Genomic DNA, 15,426 nt, shown 5'->3' with positions numbered 1-15,426 from the left:
GCAGTGCGGCCCTCCGGCCTCGTCCCGGACCGCACGTCGTGCCGCACCGACCGCGGGAGGGATCGTGCGATACAGCAGGAAGCACAAGGGAGGGCGGGGTCCCGAACTCGCGGCCGAGGTGACGGCCTTCGGTGAGCTGCTGGCCGTGTACCCCTTCCAGCCTGGGACTCCTGGAACGCCGCCGGAGGCGGTAGCGGACTGGGCACGCGCCCTCGACGCGTACGAGGCGGCCGGCCGGGCCCTGCGCCGCGACGGCCGCGAGGACGTCCTCCGGCATCTGGACGACGGCATGCACGCCATGGGCTGCCTGGAGTCCCGCCTGACGGGTGGGCCGTTGCCCATGCGGCTCCCGCTCTGCTTCTTCGACCCTCGGCACGGGCCGTCGACCGCCGAAGTGTCGTGGACGCCGCCGGATGGCACGCCGCGCCGGGTCCCGGTGTGCGCGGCGGACGAGGTACGCCTGCGCGAGGGCTCGCTTCCGATCGCCAGCGGCCACCCCGCACGACGTCCGGCCACCCCGACGCCGTCGCTCGCGCTGCGTGACCGTGCCGACTGGAACAAGCTGGCCGTGCCGGGAATCATCGCCGCATTCCTCGGGTACGCCCTCGCCCTGTTCGCCGTCGGCGACGCGGGGTGGGCCGTCGTCTACCTCGCTGCGGGCCACGTCCCGGCGAGCTTCGCACTTCTGTCGGGCATCGCGCTCTTCTCGTCGGCGTCCGCGCTGTGGGCGTTGACCCGCCGGGGCCACCTGACCGAAGCGGCCTTCGACCGCTCGGAGAAGACCTCGTCGGAGCACAAGCATGTCCACGTCGTCACCGACGTCTCCGGACGACGGTACGAGCACGTACGGAAGGTGAGCGGTCCCACCGTGAAGCCCCTGCCGCATCGGCGCGTCTGGTACGTCCCGGGACGCGAGGACGGGGGCAAGGTGCTGGGCCCCTGGGCCGTTCTGGGGCTGCCCGTCGCCGTTCTGGTCGCGCTGCCGGTCTTCACCCTGAGCGCCGCCGCCACCCTGTACCTGGTCCCGGGGCGGTTGTTCATCGCTCTTCTCCCGTAGCGGCCATGACAGCTCCGAGCAGCACCAGGAGGTGTCGATCGGCCCGACGCCGCTGTAGCGGCCGGTGACGACGACTGCCTCAGGTGGATCAGCGCGGTCCCGACGCCGGCCCTCCTTCATGCGATCGCCGCGTGGTTCATGTACGCAACGCCCACGATCCGGCCCGCGGGCAACCCGCACCTCGCACCCCAGCCGTGCCCTTCAGGACGGACAGCAGCGGTCGACACCGGTGCCCACGGGTCTGCGGGACGAGTGTCAACAGAGCGCTTTACTGCAGGTCAGGGCGGGCAGGCCCGGGGCGCCAGGTACGAGGAACCGGGCCGCTCGCCCCAGGGACCAAGGCCGTTCAGCGACCGCCCCGTGCCTTCCTCTCTCCAGACCGGCCGGACGGCCGATCGGGGCCGACCCGGCACATCGCGAGGGATCATGGGTCGGCATACAAGACGTGAGGTCAGGAGCTTCCATGGCAAAGCTGGTTCACCGGCCCCGTGAGGACGCGGAGTTCAGATTCATCCTCGGAAGAAGCGCGGTTCCGGTCCTCGCGTACTTCACCGGGGCATGGCCCAAGGCGCTCGAACCCTGCCGGGTCATGGATCTCGTCGTGGGCGACATCGCCGCCGACTACACGGGCCGCCTGACGGTCGTCCGTGTCGACATCTCGCGTTGCCCGGCGGCAACCGAGCGATATGGAATCACCGGAGCCCCGTCCTGCCTCCTGCTGAAGGAGGAAGAGGCGGTGGCACACGCCGCCGGGCCCATGACCATCGACGAGGTACGGCGGTTCCTGGAAGGTCGTCTCTGAGCGGCCGCTTCGGCACCCGAACCGCCACCTCTCATCGTGTACCCGTCAGCCACTATCACCGAAGTCGCTCTGCGGCAGCCGAAATGCGTCGCCCTCCTGACCACCGAAAGCGACGAGATGACCAAACTCTGCGGCAACCAGGTCCGCATCATCTGTCTCTGCCCGCCGGCCCACCCCGAGCACTCCTGGAAGACGTCGTGATCTCCAAGTGGCCGGGGGCAGGCGCGGGCGATGCCCTCACCGCGTACGGTCCGTCGGGAATCAGAGAGAGAAGGCGGCGCCAAGGCGTTCAGTGGCTCGGCCGACGACCCCGGCCTGCCAGTGGCCCATGACGATGTTGCGAACGGCAACGTTCCGCACGCCGGGGCGGCACGATGGTGCCCGTCGAGCAGATCCGGTGAGGGGGCACTCCTGTGGAAATAGCTCTGAACACCCTTCGAGCCGTGGTGACGGACACGACGCTCACATCCCGCCCGCGCCTCGCCCTGGACATCCCCCAGTTGATTCTGGGCGAGTTCACCGACCAAGCGGGATTCGAGCGGCTGCTCCCCCGCACCTTCGGAAGCCAGGAGTGGTTGGGGTCGGAGAACGACGACCTTCTGTTCGACAACGGCAGCCGCGAGTTGGTCGGCGTGGGGCTGCATCTGCCCGCCGCGTCAGCCCCTCCACACGTCGGCGTCCGCCTGCCCGCCGAGCCTCGGCCCGTCCGCAGCGGCCTCCGCGCCCAGGAGGTTCGCGATTTCTCCCTCGCGCAGACAACGGTGCTGTACTGCGACCCCGAAGCGACGGAATTGACCTGCCTGCGGGATCTCGCGGTCCTCGACGATTCGCTGGACGCCCGGCTCGGCATCGCCCCCGGCCTGGCTCTCGTGGTCCAGGTGGGGGAGGTCGTGGGCTGGAGTCTGACCGATCCGGTCCAGTATCTGACGACCGGGTACGCCGTCGCCGACCCAGCGCCGGCGGCGCCATCCACCAGGCTGCGGCTGGCCGAGTGCCTCGCGCTGATCACCCGGCCCTTGGTGGACGCCGTGATGGACAAGGAACCGGACGCCTGGCACCGGCTCCGGACGACTGAGCGGGCCCTGCGCGAACAGCGGGAGGACCTGAACAGGGCAGCAGCGCTCCACCGCCTCGTGACCCGGCTGATCGAGGACTACGAGAACGGGTGAGCGGGACGGGTCTTGCGTTTGCCTCTCTACCTCAGCGGCTGTGCCCCATCCGTGCCCGGCGGAGCGGACAACAGCGGTCACGGTCAGGTACGGGTCGCAGCAGTGACGGCGCCCAAGGGCTTGAGGTGCGGCCCGGGGAGTCAGGCGGCGATGAGGTCATGCTCACGGTCCGGCGTTCCGGCCTTGGGCCGCTTGTTCGGCAGTGCGAGCCGGAAGACCTTGTGCCACGCGGAGAACACCTGCTTGGGCAGCGGGCCGGTGACGTACTCCAGCTCGTACTTCTCGAACAGCGCGCGCACCTTCACCGCGACCTCGGCGTACCGGTTGCTCGGCAGGTCCGGGAACAGGTGGTGCTCGATCTGATGCGACAGGTTGCCGGTCATGAAGTGCATGGCCTTGCTGCCGCTGATGTTCGCCGAGCCCATCATCTGGCGCAGGTACCACTGGCCGCGCGTCTCGCCCGTGATCGACCGGCGCTCGAAGACCTGTACACCCTCGGGGAAGTGCCCGCACATGATCACCGAGTGGGTCCAGAGGTTGCGGACCAGGTTCGCGGTGAACGTGGCGGCGAGTGTGGTGAGGAAGGACGGGCCCGACAGCAGCGGGTGGATCACGTAGTCCTTGAGCACCTGCTTGCGGATCTTGCGGCCCACGGCCTTGGCCCGCGCGCGGAACTCCGGGTTCTTGCGGCGGCGCTTGGTGAGGTTCTTGCCGAGCTCCAGGTCGTACGCCGCGATGCCGTACTCGAAGAAGCAGGCGTTGAGGAAGTTCCACAGCGGCTGGCCGAGGTGGAAGGGGTGCCACTTCTGGTCCTCGTCGACGCGCATGATGCCGTAGCCGAGGTCGTTGTCCTTGCCGATCACGTTGGTGTACGTGTGGTGCAGCTCGTTGTGCGAGTGCTTCCACTGATCGGACGGCGAGACGTGATCCCACTCCCAGGTGGTGGAGTGGATCTTCGGGTCGCGCATCCAGTCCCACTGGCCGTGCAGGACGTTGTGGCCGATCTCCATGTTGTCCATGATCTTCGCCACCGACAGCCCGGCGGTGCCGATCAGCCACGCGGGCGGGAAGATCGAGAACAGCAGCACACCCCTGCTGACCAGCTCCAGCTTGCGCTGCGCCGAGATGACCCGGCGGATGTAGGCGGCGTCCTTCTCGCCGCGGTCGGCGATCACCTCGTCGCGGATGGCGTCCAGCTCGCGGCCCAGTTCCTCGATCTGCTCCGCGGTCAGGTGGGCGGTGGGGTCGATGGCGGTCAAGTTGCTCCTACCGTTCGATGTCGCAGGGGCCCGCCGCGGCGGACACACAGGTCTGGATGAGGACGCCCGGTTCGGCCTCGGTGATCTCACCGGTACGCAGGTCGCGGACAGCGCCGGCCCTGAGTGGCGTGACGCAGCCGAAGCAGATGCCCATACGGCACCCGGAGGGCATGAGCACGCCGGCTTCCTCGCCGACGTCGAGCAGCGGCGTGCCGCCGTCCGCGTCGATGGTCTTGCCGGTGGTGCTGAACGTGACCTCGCCGCCCTCGCCGGCGACGATGACGCCGGGGCGGAACCGTTCGGTGTGCAGGCGTTCCTGGACGCCCTGTTCGGTCCAGTGCTCTTCGGCGGCGTCGAGCAGACCCGCGGGGCCGCAGGCCCATGTCTCGCGCTCGGCCCAGTCGGGCACGAGTTCCTGGAGACGGGCGATGTCGAGCTTGCCATCGGCGTCGGTGTGCACCTCGGTGAGCCGGAGCTTCTTGTCCACGACCAGGCTGTGCAGTTCCTTGCGGAAGATCACGTCCTGCGGCCGTGGCGCACAGTGGACCATGACGACGTCGTCGAGTTCGGTGTCGCGCAGCATGCCCATCACCGGCGTGATGCCGCTGCCGGCCGTCAGGTATAGCACCTTGGCGGGCTTGGCCCGCGGCAGGACGAATTCACCGGTCGCCTGGTCGAGCTGGATCAGCGTGCCCGGTTTCGCCCTGCGGACCAGGTGGTTGCTGACCTTGCCGTCCGGGATCGCCTTCACGGTGATCGTGATGCGGCCGTCCCGGCGGTCTGCCGGCGAGGTGATGGAGTAGGCACGCCACAGGCGCACTCCGTCGACGTCGACCCCTATCCGCACGTACTGACCGGCTGTGTGGCCGCGCCACGCCCGTCCCGGCCTGATCACGACTGTCGCGGCGTCACTCGTCTCGGGGTGCACGGCCTCGATGCGCCCCCGTAGGTCAGCGCCCGTACGGAGCGGGCTGACCAGGTCGAGGTAGTCCGACGGCAGCAGCGGCGTCGTGACCATCTCCAGCAGTTTCCACGCCCTGCCGCGGAGGGCTGTACTCGTCATGACTCCAGCTTGCTGCGCCTCCAGGCGTAAAGTCCTGACCACAGGACGTAAATCTGGTCGGCTGAATTGTTCGCAGGGAACAAAAAATGAGCTATGCAATCCGGAGAGCCAGCGAACTGACCCTGGACGAGACGACGATCACCGCCCTCCGAGCCGCACTGAAGACCACCGCGGACGAAGTCGTCCAGGCGATCATCGACGAGGTTCCTCCCTACGCCCGTGCCTTGTCGGGCCGCATGGGCGCCACCATCCGCAGAGCCGTCCGCACCGCCCTGGGGCACTACCTGGACCTTGCGAGCGGGAACGCCACAGGCGGCGACGCCGGGGACGCCGCCTACGAGCTGGGCCGCGGCGAGGTGCGCGACGGCCGTTCGATGGACGCCCTGCTCAGCGCCTACCGCGTCGGCGCCCGGGTGGCCTGGCGGTGTCTGGCAGCGGGGGCCGTACCCGCGGGTCTGCCCGCCGCCGAGGTCGCGAAGTTCGCCGAGCTGACCTTCGCCTACATCGACGAGCTCTCCGCCGCGAGCGCCGCGGGCCACGCCGACGAACTGGCCGCCCGGGGCAGAGCCCACGAGCGCCACCTGGAACACCTGGCCCGCGACCTCCTCGCCGGCGCGAGCCCGGACGTGCTGCTGGCCTCCCGCCAACGGGCCAGGTGGCAGCCTCCGGTTTCGCTGACCGCCGTCCTGCTGCCCGCCGCCCAGGCCCGGCCTGCCTATCGGACACTCGACCCGAGCACCCTCGTCCTCGACGATCTGCCGGATGCCACCGGTGTGCTCCTCGTCCCCGATGCCGACCGGTCACGTCTCCTACGGCAGCTGACCGACCGCGCCGCCGTGGTCGGCCCGGCCCGGCCATGGATCCACGCGTCCGCCTCGTACGCACGAGCCCTACGCGCGCGCTCCCTCTCCTCCGACATTCGCGACACCGAGGACCACCTGCCCGACCTGGTGCTCAGCGCCGACGCGGACGCGTTCGCAGACCTGCGCGCCCGGGCCCTCGCACCGTTGCAGGCCCTGCCTGCCGCAACCGCACGACGGCTGGAGGAGACGTTGCGGGAGTGGCTGCTGCACCAGGGCAGGCGGGACGAGGTCGCGGCGGCTCTGTTCGTCCATCCCCAGACGGTCCGATACCGGATGGCGCAGCTGCGGGAGCTGTTTCCCGATCTCGCATCACCACACCGGGTCCTCGAACTGACGCTGGCGCTCGGTCTCCGGGTCCGCTGACGCGTCACCCGTCCACCGCCGCGTCCGCGAGCGTCCAGAAATCGTGCTCCCGACACCTACGGGCGCGTCTATGTCGGCACCAACGGACGCGGCCTCCAGTACGGCGACCCGTCCTGACCCCGACGCCCGGGCGGGGCCGCAGGCACGACGGCCTGCGGCCCCGCCCGGGCTGAGGGAGCGCGCCTGCCCGCCCCTTCGAAGGGACGCCGTGCCACAACATGCCTCTCGGGGCTCGCGCGCGCCGTAGGCACCCTCACGGGGCGTCAGGTCGGCCGCCACGTCGCCACTCGGAGCAACTCCGCGCGAGGGCGGCTCGAATGCCGAGATACGTGGCTCGGCGGGCTCCTCTGGCCTCATGGAGGCGAAAGCACCGAGGAGGACCGTCAGCCGCCATCGAATCCCGATGGGCCCCGGCGAGAGCGAAGACCTGCGCGACGGTGGCCACCGGCCGCTCGTCCGCATTCTCGCGCCCCGCACCGCGGATGGCACAGGGGTTTAGGCGGATCAGCTCGTCTTCGACAGCCGTCTGCATGATGGCCTTCAGCAGCCGGCAGGTCTTCGCCGTCGCTGTGGCACCGTCGCCTTGCGCCGTTCCGCGCGCCACCTCCTCCCCATGGCCGGGCTGATGGCGTTGACGTGCTGCTCGCCGAAGGCCGGCGCCGGGTGGCGGCGAGGCAGTCGCCGGCACAGCTCCTCGGTGGTGGCGGCGACGCCGCGCTCGTCGATCCGGCCCAGCTTGCGGATCGCCCCGAAGCTGCGGCGCAGCCCCTTCTTGCGGGGCCGCGCCATCACGCCACCGGCCCAATGCCGACACGTCGGCCACGGACGGGTTCCCCAGTCCGATCCTCGACGTCCGCGGTCAGGACGCTCTCGGCGATACGGACGTGCTTGCCGAGCTTGACGTACCGGATGCGTCGCCCACAGACGAGGCGGCGGATGAAGCGCACGCCGGCCCGAGGCGGGGACTGTACATCGTTCCAGCCCCCCCTCGCCTGGCGGAAACGTCAGACTCGTTCCAGCGGCCGGTGCGGCCCGCCGGGGAGCTCCGCTTTGACCGTGTCGCCCGGGCGGACCACGCCGCCCTGTTTCACGATGCTCATGATTCCTGCCTTGCGTACGACGTTCCCGAGCTCGTCACGGCCGACGACCCGCTTCAGAAGCCCCTCCTGGAAGTTGTCGATCTGCAGGCAGGGATTGCGCAGGCCGGTCACCTCCAGCACGGCATCGTCACCGATGCGCAGCAGCGTGCCGACCGGCAGGCCGAGCAGTTCGATACCCCTGGTGGTGATGTTCTCGCCGAGGTCACCGGGCACCACCTTGAACCCCGCGGAGCCGACCTCGGTGAAGAGTTCTTCATGGATGAGGTGCACTTGGCGCAGGTTCGGCCGGGTGGGGTCCTGTGCGACTCGGGAGCGGTGCTTGACCGTCACGCCGGCATGTACGTCGCCCTCCACGCCAAGCCCGGCGAGCAGTGTGATGCTGTCCCGGTTCGGCTTGGTGAACGTGTACTCGCCGTTGCTGCTGACGGCCGTGACTATTCCGTTCATCCTCGGCTTTCCTCCTCGATGTCGGTGATCGGCCGCGACCATGATCCTCGGTCCTCGGGGCGTGGCGGCCATGGGCGATCTGGGGTGAGGCCGCAGCCGCCGGTGCTCCCTCGGCCTGGCCGCTGGCGCCCTGGCCACGGCCCTGCAGGAGCTCGCCCGGCCCGCGGTCGGGCGACCGGCGGCAGAGCCCTGTGGGCGATGCGGGTGCCTCCGCCACTTGCACTCTATATTGGCATAGGACAATCTTTGGCATAGGACGTATCTTGAGTTTGGGAAGAGGTGATCACGTGGGCATCAAGGGCGCCACCGCGGCCGAGATCGCGGGGAGCGTGCGCGATCAGGTCGCTTCGGGTGTTCTGGCACCGCGGACGAGTCTGCCCCCCGTGCGCGTGCTCGCAGCTGAGCTGGGAGTCAACCGGAACACGGTTGCCCTCGCATACCGGCGGCTCGTCGAGGCGGGGGTGGCCGAGACGCGGGGCCGCGGTGGCACGGTGGTCGCGGCGGTACCGCAGCTCGCGCGCGAAGGCGTCGGCACCTGTGACGACTGCATCGACCTGGCCAGCGGCAACCCCGACCCGAGCCTGTTGCCCGACATTCTGGCCGCCGCCCGGCGCGGGGACTACAACCAGCCCTTGTACGGCGCGCCGGCCGTGGACGCCGGGCTGGACGCCTGGGCGCGTGCCGATTTCGCCGAGGACATCGATCATTCGTTTCGCACGCTGGTGACCTCCGGAGCCGTGGATGCCACCGAGCGGCTGTTGAATGCTCACCTGACCCGTGGGGATCTGGTGGCGATCGAGGACCCCTGCTTCCTGGCGAGCATCGGCACCCTGCGCCTGAACGGTTACCGCTCCGCACCTGTCGGGGTCGACGCCGCCGGCATGCGCCCCGACGCTCTGCGGGCCGCCTTGGAGGCAGGTGCCCGTGCGGTCGTCTGCACGCCCCGGGCCCACAATCCGACCGGCGCGAGTCTCACCGAGGAACGGGCGGCCGACCTGCGGGCGATCCTGGCGGAGCACCCCCAGGTCCTCGTGATCGAGGACGACCACTTCTCAGCGGTCTCCGCCCGGCCGTACCACCGGATCACGCCACCGGGCAGCTCGCGCTGGGCGCTGGTGCGGTCCGTGTCCAAGTTCCTCGGACCGGATCTGCGTCTCGCGCTCGTTGCCGCCGACGCCGAGAGCACCGCGCACCTGGAGGCGCGGTTGAGTGCCGGCACCACGTGGGTCAGCCGCCTGCTGCAACACGCCGCCCGCCAGCTGCTGCTCGATCCGAGCGTCCACGAACTCCATGAGCGGGCCCGTGAGGTCTACGCCCGGCGCAGCGGCCTGCTCGTCGAGCGGCTGCACGACCATGGCATCGAGGTCTCGCACCGTCCGGACGGGCTGAACGTCTGGGTCGAACTCGACGTCGATGCCGGGGCCGCGGTCGAGGCGCTGGCCCAGCGGGGGTGGGCGGTTCGCCCGGGTCACCTCTTCGCACCGGACCCGGCCGCCCACCGGGGCGCTGTCCGGGTCACCACCGCCACCCTCACCGAGTCGCAGGCCGGGGCGTTCGCGGCCGAACTCGCCGCGGTCGTAGCGGAACTGCGCGCGACGACCACCTGACCATCACCCTTCCCACCCACCACGAGGAGTCATCGTGTTCCACGGCCTGAGCGCCTTCCCTCTCACCCCCACCACAGAGCAGCGCATCGACACCGCGGCGTACACCGCGCTCGTCACCCGTCTCGCCACCACGGGGGTGGACTCCATCGGCGCGCTCGGCTCCACCGGCAGCTACGCCTACCTGACCCGAGAGCAGCGCGCTCACGCAGCGCAGATCGCGGTCGAGGCCGCCGGCGGGGTACCCGTCATCGTCGGCATCGGCGCGCTGCGCACCTCGCACGTGCTTCAGCTGGCAGAGGATGCGCAGAAGGCCGGCGCCTCGGCGCTGCTGCTCGCCCCGATGACGTATCAGCCGCTCACCGAGGACGAGGTGTTCGGGCTGTACGAGGACGTCACCCGCGAACTTTCCGTACCGTTGTGCGTGTACGACAACCCGGCCACCACACACGTTCACTTCACGGACGAACTGCACGGCCGCATTGCGCAGTTGCCGAACGTCGCATCGATCAAGATCCCCAGCGTGCCCGACGATCCGTCCGCGGCCGAGCTCCGCGTCGACGCGCTGCGCGCGCTGATACCCGACACCGTCACCATCGGGATAAGCGGCGACTGGATGGCCGCCCGCGGCCTGACCGCCGGGTGCGACGTCTGGTACTCGGTCATCGGCGGCACCTTCCCGCAGGCAGCCCTCGCCCTCACCCGCGCCGCACAGGCCGGCCACGCACTCAAGGCCACGGAACTGTCCGAAGGCCTCGAACCGCTGTGGGCCCTCTTCCGGCAGCACGGCAGCCTGCGCGTCATGTCCGCCGCCGCCTCCCACCTCGGCCTGACGGAGGCAACGAACCTGCCGCGCCCCCTGCGTGCACTGGACGAGACCGCACGCCGCCGGGTCGCCGCCGCACTGGACGCCCTCCAGCTCACCTTCTGAACACGTACACCATGAGCCAACAGCACACAGCGAGCACGCCGAGGAAAGCGAAAGCCCCGCCCCCGCCCGGAAGGAACAGGGGCGGCCTGGCACGCTACGTCGTCGCCGCGGCCCTCGCCCGTACCGCCGACGGCGGAGCCGTGGTCGCCGTCGTTCTGCTCGTCACCTCGTCCGGTGGCTCCGGAACGCTCGCCGGGGTACTCGGTGCGTGCATCACCGCCCCGCACCTGCTCGGTCCCTTCGTCGCCCGGTCGCTGGACCTCGCCCAGGACGGCCGGAAGGTCATCGCGGCGGCCTGCCTGCTGTACGCCACCGCGCTGACCGCAGGAGTACTGGCCTACGGTCACGTCCCCGCCGTGCTGACCGGGCTCCTGCTCGCCACAGCGGGCACGTGCGGTCCGTTGCTGACCGGCGGCATCAGCAGCAGACTGCCCGCCATCGTCGGACCTCGACTGCGCACGCAGCGGCGGGCCCAGGGCTGGGACGTGGCCACCTACGGCGTCGGCGGCACCGTCGGCCCCTCCCTGGTGGCCGCCCTGTCAGCGTGGGTCTCACCGACCGCGGCGGCTCTGGCACTCGCGGCGGTGGCGGCCACGGCGGCAGGCGGCGTCCTGCTTCTGCCGTTCACCGCGCCGTCCCACGGTGGCGACAGGACAACGATCCTCAAACCGGGAGCAACCCTCGCACTGATAGCCCGCACCGGCCACCTCCGGCGCACCGTATACCTGACAATGGTCGTCGCCCTGAGCGTCGCCGCACTGCCCGTCACCGCAGTCCACATGACGCACATCCTCGGCGGCGAGCCGGCCACCGCGGCCGCACTGACCGCGTCCTACGGCCTCGGCAATCTCACCGGTTCCCTAGCCGTCATGTTCCTCCCCCTCACCGGTAGTCCGGACCGGCTGATGCGTCGCCTCGCCCTGGGCGTCGCCGTCAGCCTCCTTGCCGTCGCCGCGGGCCCCACCCTCACGGCGACCATCGCGGCCTACGCGCTCACCGGAATCCTCAACTCCTGCTTCTTCGCCTCCACCCTCGCCGCCCGCACGGAGTACGCACCGCGCGGCGCGCGTAGCCAGGTCTTCATCTGGGTCGCGGCACTGAAGATCACGTCCGGATCCGCCGGAACGGCGTTGGCCGGCTCCCTGACAGGCGCGAACGTCAGACTGCCGCTCCTAGTCGGCCTCGTGGCCGTCTCTGCCGCAGTCGCCGTCGCAACAGTTGAGGCGCGCTTCACCAGAGCCGACGAGCATGCGTCGTGGACGCCGCCGGCCTTGGACGGTGGTAGCGGCTCTGGTGAAGCGCGCTGACCGGCGGGTTTACCCGCCGCTCGGGGTCGGTATGACAGTCGCCGCAGTTGCTCGGGCTTGCCACGGGCCCTCACCGCCGTTCTCCCACAGGAGACGGAGCGACCGCGATGGCAGCATGCCCGGTGAGGCGCGGGCGGAGGGCCCCACCGCCCGCCCTCCGGGGCACGGCTCGTCGCGGAGACACCCAGCCCCACCCGGAAGTGGGGCGGGGCTCGGCGCACCCGCCGCCGGATCTCCACGAGGCCGTCGCCCGAACTGCCGGGTGCCGGCCGGAGGTGGACGCCGCTGAAGCCCTGCGGGGAGCTGCTGACCAGCGGCCAGAGGCTCCGCCGCAGGACGGTGTACCGGGTGCAGCGCCACCTGCGGCACGAGGCGGCAAGGGGAGTGGGTATCCAGGACAGCGATCGGCCCGACGACTGCTATCCGGCCGGCTGCAGTGCCCAGTAGTGCGGTTCGATGGAGGCCCGCCTGACCACGATCCGGCCGGTCACGCCGGGATCGTCCACGATCTTCCCGTACGAGGGGGAGAAGTCGCCGGGCGTGTGCTCGATGTCGGCCCACACCACGCTGCCGGGCCCGGCGGAGCCGTAGGAGACGGTCCACTCGGTGTACCTGTCCCCGCAGCCGGCGACCGACACGCTGTGCTGCGACGTCACCCTCAGGCAGGTGCGCGGGTCCGCGCCCGACGGAGAGACCTCCATCATTCCGTCGGGGCGGCGCAGCACCTGCCAGTTCGCCGAGGTGGACGCGTTCTCCGTACAGTCGCCCAGCGACACCACGCCCATATTCGAGTGTGTCTTGGGCCAGACCAGGCACTTGCCGTCCGAGAGGGCCGCGAACCGGTAGACCCCGTCGGGGAGCGGAGCGGCGTGGGCGGGTTGCGCGAGTACCGCGGTGGCCGCGAGCGCGGCGGCCGTCACGGCGATGACGCGTGAACGCATGGGGAGAGACTCCTCGAACAGCCGTGGTCGATCCGATCACACGGCACGGGCGCGGTGGAGAGCAGATGTCGCCGGAGACGGCGGCGGCACCGATCTTGGGACACCGGTTCGTCCGGCAGCGGCTTGTGGAGGCCGCTGTCACCCGCCCGGCCGAACCTTGTCAGCCGATGGCATGGCGTCACAGCCAAGTACAGGTCAGTTGCTGTTGTCGTTCCGACTCCCCGAACACCAGCACGTCCCCCTCGGAGGGCGGCAGCTCGTCCCCGGCCCGCCCGGCCCCCGGTGCGGGCGCGTAGGTCGCCCGCCGCAGCAGGGAACGGATACGCGCCACCAGTACGTACGTGTTCACGGGCTTGACCACGTAGTCGTCCGCTCCGGCCTCAAGCCCGGCGACGACGTCGAGCCCGTCGCCACGGGCGGACATCATCAGAACGGGCACCAAGCTGGTCTCCCGGACTCTGCGGCACAGACCGATCCCGTCCAGTCCGGGCAGCATCACGTCCAGAATCAGGAGGTCGAAGCGCTCGTCCCGGAAGGCCTCCAGCCCTTCGAGACCGTCGGCCGCGGCCCACCGAAACTCCAGGTCAGATCAGGTGGCACCGGCCCGGACAGTGGCCGGGTCCAGACACTCGGATGTGCTGTGGCCCCCTTCACCCGCGGCCTGGAGCACGGATTCGATGGACAACCAAGCGCTCCCCGATACACCACGCGCCCAGGCCGACGCCCGCATGGGAGCCGACCCCGCCCCGACCGTGGTCGTCGAAGACAGCGCGCGGGGCGTCGAGGCGGCGCGGACCGCCGCCATCCGTGTGCGCAGCCCGGAGGAGATACTGACGGCCGGAGCCACGGTGACTGCCATGCCCGGAGGGCGAGTTCGCTTCCCGTCACCCGCCCCGCAGCGCGGGTCGGGCCGCCGCCCGGCCCGTCCATCCGCGCGCCATGCCGACGCCTGCCCCTGCTACGGCGTGATGTTCTGGTTCACGTGGAACAGGTTGCCAGGATCGTACGTCCTCTTGACTTCGACGAGGCGTTCGTAGTTACCCCGGTAGTTGGCCCTGATGCGGTCCTGGTCGTCCTCGGCCATGAAGTTGACGTACCCGCCCTCCTCCGAGTGGGGAGCGGTGGCCCGGTAGTAGTCGCGCACCCAGGCGGTGTTGGCCTCGTTGTCGGCGGGGTCCGGCCACATTCCGGCGATGACGGTGGCGAACGTGGCGTCCCGGTAGGCGAAGGCCGTGTCCTCCGGTGCCACCCGGTGGCAGGCTCCGTTGATCGGGTAGATGTGCACCGTCGAATTCACGGCGGGTACCCGAGGCCCGTGCTCGAGGTGCGCCGAGATCGCGGCATCACTGAGCTCCGTCACGAAGTTGGCCTTCCAGTAGTGCTGCAGGCCGGGCGGTACGAGTGCGTCGAACGCGCTGTTGAGCGCGGGATACGGCATCGGGCCGACGTGCTCGGCGACCACCGGCGCGATATCGCGGAACCGCTGGACGGCTCGCTCTCCCTCGTCCATCGGCCCGGCCCAGCACGCCACGATCAGGATGAACGTGTCGCCGTGCCGGTTCTCCGGGATGAACGGCAGCGGCGGGGCGATCTGGAAGGCGGGGAAGCCGCCGAGTTGCTCCGGGGCATCGGAGATGAGTTCGCTGAACGAGCGCAGAACGGTGCCGGCATCCTCCAGCTCGTAGACCAAGGGCCCGCCGTAGACGTCCTCGACGGGGCTGAGCCGAAACTCGAACGATGTGACCGCGCCGAAGTTGCCGCCGCCACCGCGGAGGGCCCAGAACAAGTCGTCATGTTCGTCCTCGCTCGCGACGAGGAGCGTGCCGTCCGCTGTCACCACGTCTGCGGAGATCAGGTTGTCGCAGCTCAGGCCCAGGCCGCGGGCGAGGTATCCGATGCCGCCACCGAGAGTGAGTCCCCCGACCCCGGTCGTGGAGACGATCCCGCCCGTGGTCGCCAGACCGAACGCGTGTGTCGCCGCGTTGAAGTCGCCCCAGGTCGCTCCGCCCTCCACACGCACGGTCCGCCGCCGGGGATCGACCCGGACGCCCCGCATGCCGGAGAGGTCGGCCACCACACCGTCGTCGCAGGTCCCGAAGCCGGGCACACTGTGCCCTCCGCCGCGCACCGCGAGATCCAGTTCGTTTTCGCGGGCGAAGTCGACCGTCGCCATGACATCGCCCGCGTGGGCGCACTGCACGACGGCAGCCGGCCGACGGTCGATCATGGCGTTGTAAACCTTGCGCGCCTCGTCGTAGCCCTCGCTGTCAGCGGTGACCACCGGGCCCCGTACACGTTCCCGCAGACTTCCGATCGATGAGCTGCCCATCTGTCTCACTCCTTGCGCGCCATTGCCACGCGTTCCGGAAGGGCGGGCCCTCGACACCGGTCGGGATGCGACGCTTCCGGCCGCTCCGCGACCCGTCCGCCGCTTGGATCGGTCCGGTTCCACGCTACGCCGATCGGACGAAGGCTCAACTCGGCAGGCTCGGGAACAGCGACGCCGCCCGGTGATCGTCG

At 70.2% G+C, this 15,426-nt stretch carries 14 protein-coding genes and 2 pseudogenes; 8 read left to right on the top strand and 8 right to left on the bottom strand.

Annotation, left to right across the window (positions count from 1 at the left end):
• Positions 1 to 64: 64 nt before the first annotated feature.
• From CCZ36_RS18390 to CCZ36_RS18380, 4 genes are all read left to right on the top strand, one after another.
• The gene (locus CCZ36_RS18390) at positions 65 to 1,057 is read left to right on the top strand and encodes a hypothetical protein (protein ID WP_128818141.1); all 993 of its coding nucleotides are present in this window, start codon (positions 65 to 67) and stop codon (positions 1,055 to 1,057) included.
• A gap of 463 nt (positions 1,058 to 1,520) precedes the next feature.
• Positions 1,521 to 1,859 carry a thioredoxin family protein gene (locus CCZ36_RS18385; protein ID WP_128818140.1) on the top strand — a complete coding sequence of 113 codons (339 nt, stop codon included), beginning with the start codon at positions 1,521 to 1,523 and terminating at the stop codon, positions 1,857 to 1,859.
• A gap of 36 nt (positions 1,860 to 1,895) precedes the next feature.
• Positions 1,896 to 2,060 (top strand): hypothetical protein, encoded by a 165-nt coding sequence (locus CCZ36_RS34800; protein WP_164873452.1) that lies wholly within the window; start codon positions 1,896 to 1,898, stop codon positions 2,058 to 2,060.
• Positions 2,061 to 2,302: 242 nt separating this feature from the next.
• Positions 2,303 to 3,028: a hypothetical protein gene (locus CCZ36_RS18380; RefSeq protein WP_128818139.1), complete on the top strand. Its 726-nt coding sequence runs from the start codon at positions 2,303 to 2,305 to the stop codon at positions 3,026 to 3,028.
• 140 nt (positions 3,029 to 3,168) lie between these two features.
• Here CCZ36_RS18380 and CCZ36_RS18375 read toward each other — a convergent pair whose 3' ends face one another.
• Positions 3,169 to 4,287, bottom strand: coding sequence for a fatty acid desaturase family protein (locus CCZ36_RS18375; RefSeq protein WP_069737626.1), 1,119 nt, complete (start codon positions 4,285 to 4,287; stop codon positions 3,169 to 3,171).
• Between the two features lie 7 nt (positions 4,288 to 4,294).
• Positions 4,295 to 5,350, bottom strand: a complete 1,056-nt coding sequence (locus CCZ36_RS18370; protein WP_128818138.1) for a ferredoxin reductase — start codon at positions 5,348 to 5,350, stop codon at positions 4,295 to 4,297.
• A gap of 86 nt (positions 5,351 to 5,436) precedes the next feature.
• Here CCZ36_RS18370 and CCZ36_RS18365 point away from each other — a divergent pair, with 86 nt between their 5' ends.
• Positions 5,437 to 6,576, top strand: coding sequence for a PucR family transcriptional regulator (locus CCZ36_RS18365; RefSeq protein WP_069740770.1), 1,140 nt, complete (start codon positions 5,437 to 5,439; stop codon positions 6,574 to 6,576).
• Positions 6,577 to 6,903: 327 nt separating this feature from the next.
• On the opposite strand, the pseudogene CCZ36_RS35820 reads toward CCZ36_RS18365, so the two are convergent.
• From CCZ36_RS35820 to CCZ36_RS18350, 3 genes and pseudogenes are all read right to left on the bottom strand, one after another.
• Positions 6,904 to 7,302 (bottom strand): annotated as a pseudogene (locus CCZ36_RS35820) (tyrosine-type recombinase/integrase); the annotation flags it as partial.
• 62 nt (positions 7,303 to 7,364) lie between these two features.
• Complete coding sequence (locus tag CCZ36_RS35815; RefSeq protein ID WP_128818137.1) at positions 7,365 to 7,523, bottom strand: excisionase; 159 nt, start codon at positions 7,521 to 7,523, stop codon at positions 7,365 to 7,367.
• Positions 7,524 to 7,580: 57 nt separating this feature from the next.
• On the bottom strand, positions 7,581 to 8,123 hold the full coding sequence (locus CCZ36_RS18350) for an MOSC domain-containing protein (protein WP_069737629.1): 543 nt from the start codon (positions 8,121 to 8,123) through the stop codon (positions 7,581 to 7,583).
• 287 nt (positions 8,124 to 8,410) lie between these two features.
• Here CCZ36_RS18350 and CCZ36_RS18345 point away from each other — a divergent pair, with 287 nt between their 5' ends.
• Genes CCZ36_RS18345 through CCZ36_RS18335 form a run of 3 tightly spaced genes read left to right on the top strand, consistent with a single transcriptional unit; the run spans position 8,411 to position 11,965 of the window.
• Positions 8,411 to 9,730 (top strand): aminotransferase class I/II-fold pyridoxal phosphate-dependent enzyme, encoded by a 1,320-nt coding sequence (locus CCZ36_RS18345; RefSeq protein WP_128818136.1) that lies wholly within the window; start codon positions 8,411 to 8,413, stop codon positions 9,728 to 9,730.
• A gap of 34 nt (positions 9,731 to 9,764) precedes the next feature.
• The gene (locus CCZ36_RS18340; protein ID WP_128818135.1) at positions 9,765 to 10,658 is read left to right on the top strand and encodes a dihydrodipicolinate synthase family protein; all 894 of its coding nucleotides are present in this window, start codon (positions 9,765 to 9,767) and stop codon (positions 10,656 to 10,658) included.
• Positions 10,659 to 10,669: 11 nt separating this feature from the next.
• Positions 10,670 to 11,965: an MFS transporter gene (locus tag CCZ36_RS18335; RefSeq protein WP_128818134.1), complete on the top strand. Its 1,296-nt coding sequence runs from the start codon at positions 10,670 to 10,672 to the stop codon at positions 11,963 to 11,965.
• A gap of 419 nt (positions 11,966 to 12,384) precedes the next feature.
• Here CCZ36_RS18335 and CCZ36_RS18330 read toward each other — a convergent pair whose 3' ends face one another.
• From CCZ36_RS18330 to CCZ36_RS18320, 3 genes and pseudogenes are all read right to left on the bottom strand, one after another.
• Positions 12,385 to 12,906 (bottom strand): hypothetical protein, encoded by a 522-nt coding sequence (locus CCZ36_RS18330; protein ID WP_069737632.1) that lies wholly within the window; start codon positions 12,904 to 12,906, stop codon positions 12,385 to 12,387.
• A 217-nt stretch (positions 12,907 to 13,123) separates the two neighbouring features.
• A pseudogene (locus tag CCZ36_RS18325) lies at positions 13,124 to 13,474 on the bottom strand (response regulator transcription factor); the annotation flags it as partial.
• A 390-nt stretch (positions 13,475 to 13,864) separates the two neighbouring features.
• Positions 13,865 to 15,235: an FAD-binding oxidoreductase gene (locus tag CCZ36_RS18320; protein ID WP_128818133.1), complete on the bottom strand. Its 1,371-nt coding sequence runs from the start codon at positions 15,233 to 15,235 to the stop codon at positions 13,865 to 13,867.
• Positions 15,236 to 15,426 lie beyond the last annotated feature (191 nt).

The organism is Streptomyces sp. S063 (assembly GCF_002832675.1).
GTDB lineage: Bacteria > Actinomycetota > Actinomycetes > Streptomycetales > Streptomycetaceae > Streptomyces > Streptomyces sindenensis.
Note: the sequence above shows the minus strand (reverse complement) of the source record. Positions and strands in the feature narration are given on the sequence as shown.

What these genes read in the sequence shown, in the direction of transcription:
- CCZ36_RS18365 (WP_069740770.1), top strand. Translation starts at nt 5,437, where the DNA reads ATGAGCTATGCAATCCGGAGAGCCAGCGAACTGACCCTGGACGAGACG.
- CCZ36_RS18320 (WP_128818133.1), bottom strand. Translation starts at nt 15,235, where the DNA reads ATGGGCAGCTCATCGATCGGAAGTCTGCGGGAACGTGTACGGGGCCCG.
- CCZ36_RS18330 (WP_069737632.1), bottom strand. Translation starts at nt 12,906, where the DNA reads ATGCGTTCACGCGTCATCGCCGTGACGGCCGCCGCGCTCGCGGCCACC.
- CCZ36_RS18370 (WP_128818138.1), bottom strand. Translation starts at nt 5,350, where the DNA reads ATGACGAGTACAGCCCTCCGCGGCAGGGCGTGGAAACTGCTGGAGATG.
- CCZ36_RS18385 (WP_128818140.1), top strand. Translation starts at nt 1,521, where the DNA reads ATGGCAAAGCTGGTTCACCGGCCCCGTGAGGACGCGGAGTTCAGATTC.
- CCZ36_RS18335 (WP_128818134.1), top strand. Translation starts at nt 10,670, where the DNA reads ATGAGCCAACAGCACACAGCGAGCACGCCGAGGAAAGCGAAAGCCCCG.
- CCZ36_RS18350 (WP_069737629.1), bottom strand. Translation starts at nt 8,123, where the DNA reads ATGAACGGAATAGTCACGGCCGTCAGCAGCAACGGCGAGTACACGTTC.